Origin of the sequence: Burkholderia sp. BCC1977, from assembly GCF_905339595.1 — a bacterium.
In the GTDB taxonomy this organism is placed as follows: domain Bacteria; phylum Pseudomonadota; class Gammaproteobacteria; order Burkholderiales; family Burkholderiaceae; genus Burkholderia.
This window is the reverse complement of the sequence record NZ_CAJPGQ010000097.1, coordinates 1-5,015: the sequence shown is the minus strand read 5'-3', so window position 1 is coordinate 5,015 and position 5,015 is coordinate 1. Positions and strand designations below refer to the sequence as shown.

Here is a 5,015-nt window from a genome sequence, read left to right as displayed (position 1 = left end):
GCCGCTGTCGCGGGTTTCGCTTGGGGAAGCCCGGAAGCTGGTCAGCGGATATCGCGAGATGGTCGGTGACCAGATCGATCCCATCCTCGCACGGCGTGAAGAGCAGCGTCGCCACCGGCTCGATATCTCGACCGATGCCAATGTGACGTTCCGTGACGCGGCTGAATCGTTCATTCGTGCGCGTGAGCCGGAATGGCGAAACCGCAAGCATGTCCAGCAATGGGGCAACACACTAAAGACGTACGCCTATCCCATCATCGGCGATGTGCGCGTGCGCGACATCGACACAGCGATGATCGTGCGTATCCTCCAGCCGATCTGGACCAAAAAGGCAGAGACGGCACGCCGGGTGCGCGGTCGCATCAAGGCAATCCTCGACGCGGAGACCGTGATGGGTCACCGCACCGGCGGCAACCCGGCCCGATACGTCGACCATCTCCAACTGGTGTTGCCGCGCTCGAAGAAGCGTTCGCAGATCAAGCATCATCCAGCACTGCCATGGGAAGACCTGCCGACGTTCATCCGGGAACTGGAGCTTCGTCCCCGACGCGCGGCCCGCGTGCTGCATTTGCTAATCCTCACGGCTACTCGCACGAACGAGGCACGTTTTGCGCGCGTCGACGAATTTGATCTCGACAATCGGCTCTGGAGCATCCCGGGCGATCGTACAAAAAGCGGTCGGCCACTTCGCGTGCCGCTGTGTCAGCGAGCCGTCGAAGTCGTGCGTGCTGCGCTACCGAAGGCCAAATATGGGTATCTTTTCCCCGGCTGCACGGAAGGGCGCCCACTGTCGAACATGGCAATGTTGGCCCTGTTGAAACGCATGTCGTACTCGGGGATCACCGTGCACGGTTTCCGGTCGACATTTCGTGACTGGGTCGCCGAATGCACCGACTATCCGGATTCTTTGGCAGAGGAAGCCTTGGCGCACATCATTACTTCGCCGACGATAGCGGCTTATCGGCGTCGCGATCAGCTCGAAAGGCGTCGGCTCATGATGGAAGACTGGGGGGCGTATTGTTCAAGCGGACGCATGCTTGAAGCGCCAATGGTGCCGGTCATGCCGCAAACGTTCGCTGCCTAAATCGACGCTGCCTCTAGTCTGGAAACGGTGCTGCGGGCCGGGCAGGTTCGCACTCGCCCGGTATCGCGAGTGCGAGGCTGTGTCGTCAGTATGTCGCTTGATCCTGATGCAATGCAGGCTGAATTTCACCGATATCTGGCGGTATCGCTGCTATGCGTGAATAGAGTCGCCGCCGAGACGAACGACATGGATTCCCAAGGACCATGTGTCTTCAACGTTGGGCAGCTAAGGCGAATCTGAATCGCTTGGGCCAGCACGGCTTGATACAGATTCACCGGACCTGCAGCATGAAGCTTCGGGCCCAGAGAGTGTCCGTAGGGCGACCGATCGCTACGCTGCGGTGATCATTCGGCAATCAAGAAGCGATCACGTTTCTTACCCTTAATCCATGACGGTTCGCGGCCACGCCCGCTCCACGTTTTGCCCGTTTTCGGATCCTGATACTTCGGCGTCGCGGGTTGGCTGCCATTAGCGCCACGTGCGCGCTTACGGCCGAAGACCTGTTCCGGCGTGAGACCATACTCTTGAATACGCGCGCGAACTTCTTCGAGCACGGTCTCTAGTTCGGCCTGCCTAGCTTCTTCCGCTTGCACGAGCAGTGCATCAGCCTTGGCTTTCAATTCTTGATAGGTGGCCATTCTTCACTCCACGTGGTTAAAAGAAACAGTATTGAAATGGTCGCTTCGAAGAGTCAAATTCGGCGCAACGCATCGGGTCTGCGACGTTCTTCTATTGTCAGCAGGGCGATTGTAACGATTGCGCGATTTTCTCATCGTTTGGACCCGGAGTCGATCATTTATCGTCTCCGAGGCCGCGAATCTGGTGGAGAAATCGAAACCCGGGCATCGGACTATTGCAGTTGGGTACGCAAATCGCCGACAATCATCAGCTGATTGTCGGGCGGTCGCACGTCGGACACCTATGTGCGGTCAACGGCTCTGATCCGCTTGGGTGGGTCGCGGCCATCTCTATTAGATTACGTCGCAGGCACAATGAGGAGAGCTATTTTTGTGTTCGCCAGGCCGTGTCAAAGAGTAAAACGTCAGGCAAGCAGCGTTATTTTTTTCGAACGAGCGTAACCTCGTGCAACTGATAGACCAACTCTGCGCCCACGCTGTGGCTGGACGTTGTTTTTTTCATAGAGCTAAAATTTGACAGGCGCGTTGATTGCTGATCGGTGCCCCCCAATCTTCATAGTTGACACTGCTGCGTGATGGAACGAAAAAAGACACACCGATTTGGGCGGAATCGATGATTCCGGTTAGCTTGGTGCATCAGCGGTCCGATTTCTCGCGGTGTGTGGAGTACATATCGCCACGTTTAAGGCGGGGCATGCTATGGAGCAACGCGATAATGTTTGGCGTTCGAGAGATACAAGCGCATGCTCGGCACCGGCCTGCGATTGCGAGGCCTTACAGATCCGTTTGCGAAGGGCCGAAACGAAGATTCGTCGTCTCACAAGATGCGTTCAACTGAAAGACGAGAAGCTGTGCGAGCTCGGGAAGGTCCTGGCGAACTCGGCGACCGCACACTATTGCCTTGAAGAGCGATTGCAGCGTGAACTTGACGCGCTGCGGATAGACCTGCCGGCCGACGTGCCGAGCGATCACTACGGTCCCGGTGATGGCAATTCGATGGGAGGCGGTGTAGTCGTTCGCCTGCCTTACGTGACCGCGATCCTCTCAGTTTTGTTCGACGCGATGCATGTGTTCTGGACGGATTGCGATGACGGCCGTCTGCCAAAATCTTCGACTGTCGCTCATGCGATTGATGAACGTCTCGGACTGAGGGCACAGGCAAGAGGCGAAGGTTCACGGACCGGTCAGGCCTACGCGTCCGCCATCCGGCCGGATTGGGTAAAGGATGCGGATAACCGGCATCACCACCGGCGATCCACATCCTAGTTGTAGTCGTGGAAGTCGAGCGCACCAATTCCGGCGGAGCGCGACGGTCCCAGCCGGGACGGGATCTACTGCACGTCTGCTGCGCAACGAGCAGCGCGTGACACCGTTCCCAGCGAGCCTGGAACATTCGGTGTGAGCGGCTGACGCCACGTGATTGAAGATCGGAGACTATCGAGATCGGATCCAAGGTTGGCGAACGCGACGGGCGTGAGATCAATGGCACAAACCACGAACGGAGAGGTGGCGGTCTCCGAATTTGATCCCACATACTGAAGATCGAGGCCAAAGCGACGATACAGTCGTGCGATGGCGCGGGTGACGACACCAATGATGCGGGTCGCGCCGAGGGATGCCGCGACGGCCATGACATAGGGAAAGAGTTGCATGCCCGAGCCGGCGAAGCGCGATAGCTCCCATACGGTGGGCGAGGAGGGAAAGTCGAGGTTCGACGATCGAGGAAGTAATTCTCGGAGCAGGTACGGGGCGGTAGTTGGCATCAGGCGTGCGCAACCACATATCTGCCCTTCGGAAGTGAGTTCAACAATCTGAATGGTGTTTTTGCCATCGAAGTGATCCCATTCGATTGTTTCATTTTCCTTCATATCGGGTAGCGGCCAGCCGAGGCGGCGCACGAACACGTCGTACCGGAACGCGCCGAGTCTGTCACGAAGTTCAAGCGGCAAGTCGCTCAACCCACCCGCGATAATGAATGGCATTTGCGTTCTCCATCGTTTATTGATGGGCGTCACCCTATCAAGTCGGAACAACAGCTGGAACTAGTTAGGTAGGGAGGAGGTGCAAATGGATATAGGTCACGCATTATCCGCGTGCGATTGAAGATCTCCGGCTGATCCAGAATTACTCACTATATGGGATTCGAGGGGCTCGGGAGCATGGTTAAATCATGCCAGCGACGCGTTCACAATTGTTCGGGAAATTTAGGCTGGAAATTAGATGGCTAATCAAGTAGACCGTAATTGGAGGCAATGACGGCGGCTGCTATTCTGCTATTCACGTTCAGGACCTTCATTGCTTCAGCGATATGATATTCGACGGTATGGCGGGATATTTCGAGAATCATGCAGATATCCGCCGATGTTTTGCCTTGTGCGACCCATGAAAGACATTGGCGCTGACGCGGGGAAAGCTGAATGAACGCCTTCGGATGGGGAGGAGCGAACCGATCCAGCTCCAAACGAAATAGATTGCTAATTACGCTCGCAAGCTGCCGGCTCGTCCCTGCATTGATACGGTATGACGGCCCCGCGAGGTTGATGAGCAAAACACTGCCCCCGATCTCACGAATTGGAATACTCAGCCCATTTTTGAGTCCTGCATCGCATGCTTCCACGAGCACATGTCGCTCAGCATGGTTCAAGTCGGTAATGTCGCCCCAGCGATAAGGTCCTGGGGAAGTAAAAGCTACTCGATGTACGGGGTCAACGGGGCCGTAGTCGTGCTGTAGATAGTGCTGCACCCAGTTACTGGGATAATGCGAGCAGATTGCCTCCATAGACATGCTAGGTCGAGAGCGAATGCAAGTCAGGGAGATCCGTGTGACGGCGTAACATGGAAAACCCAATGGAAGCACCGCATTGCCAAGCAAGTCAGAAAGCGAAGAAATATCCTTTGCATCGGTAAAAAGAGACAGGATTGGCGCCATTCGGGTGGCTAATGTGACATTCCATGGTGGTGGCTTGGACGCTTTTTTGCTTATGTGATGCCGAAATCGCGTTCTCATGACTTTATCTCACTTATTTCCTAGTGGTATTCAAGAGAAATGCTGGAGCAGAGTGCCAGCACTGTGGTAGCGACTTCGGCAAGCGGTATGGTAGTGGGATGCTGAATACCGGCGCACCCGCTATGCAATGGCCGACGTCGGAGGTTTCGTCGAGATGGACGTTGGGGGCGTAGCTAGTGTCGAGTCTAATGGTTGAAATTGGAACGTCATCCAATAGATTGTAATAATTTAATACGCGATTTTTTTAAAGTCACCTTCCCGAACGAGAACGATATTGCGACGTATT

At 55.7% G+C, this 5,015-nt stretch carries 5 protein-coding genes; 2 read left to right on the top strand and 3 right to left on the bottom strand.

What is annotated here, in order from left to right; all coding sequences use genetic code 11:
- A partial coding sequence (locus U5771_RS34635) for a site-specific integrase (RefSeq protein ID WP_322028104.1) occupies nucleotides 1-1,084 on the top strand: 1,084 nt, incomplete at its 5' end.
- 344 nt (nucleotides 1,085-1,428) lie between these two features.
- Here U5771_RS34635 and U5771_RS34630 read toward each other — a convergent pair.
- Complete coding sequence (locus U5771_RS34630; protein WP_322028103.1) at nucleotides 1,429-1,722, bottom strand: H-NS histone family protein; 294 nt, start codon at nucleotides 1,720-1,722, stop codon at nucleotides 1,429-1,431.
- Between the two features lie 699 nt (nucleotides 1,723-2,421).
- On the opposite strand from U5771_RS34630, the gene U5771_RS34625 reads away from it, so the two are divergent.
- Nucleotides 2,422-2,988 (top strand): hypothetical protein, encoded by a 567-nt coding sequence (locus U5771_RS34625; protein ID WP_322028102.1) that lies wholly within the window; start codon nucleotides 2,422-2,424, stop codon nucleotides 2,986-2,988.
- Between the two features lie 65 nt (nucleotides 2,989-3,053).
- On the opposite strand, the gene U5771_RS34620 is transcribed toward U5771_RS34625, so the two are convergent.
- Entirely contained in the window at nucleotides 3,054-3,704 is a 651-nt protein-coding gene (locus U5771_RS34620; protein WP_322028101.1) for an acyl-homoserine-lactone synthase, read from the bottom strand.
- A gap of 242 nt (nucleotides 3,705-3,946) precedes the next feature.
- On the bottom strand, nucleotides 3,947-4,651 hold the full coding sequence (locus U5771_RS34615) for an autoinducer binding domain-containing protein (RefSeq protein ID WP_322028105.1): 705 nt from the start codon (nucleotides 4,649-4,651) through the stop codon (nucleotides 3,947-3,949).
- Between the last annotated feature and the right edge of the window lie 364 nt (nucleotides 4,652-5,015).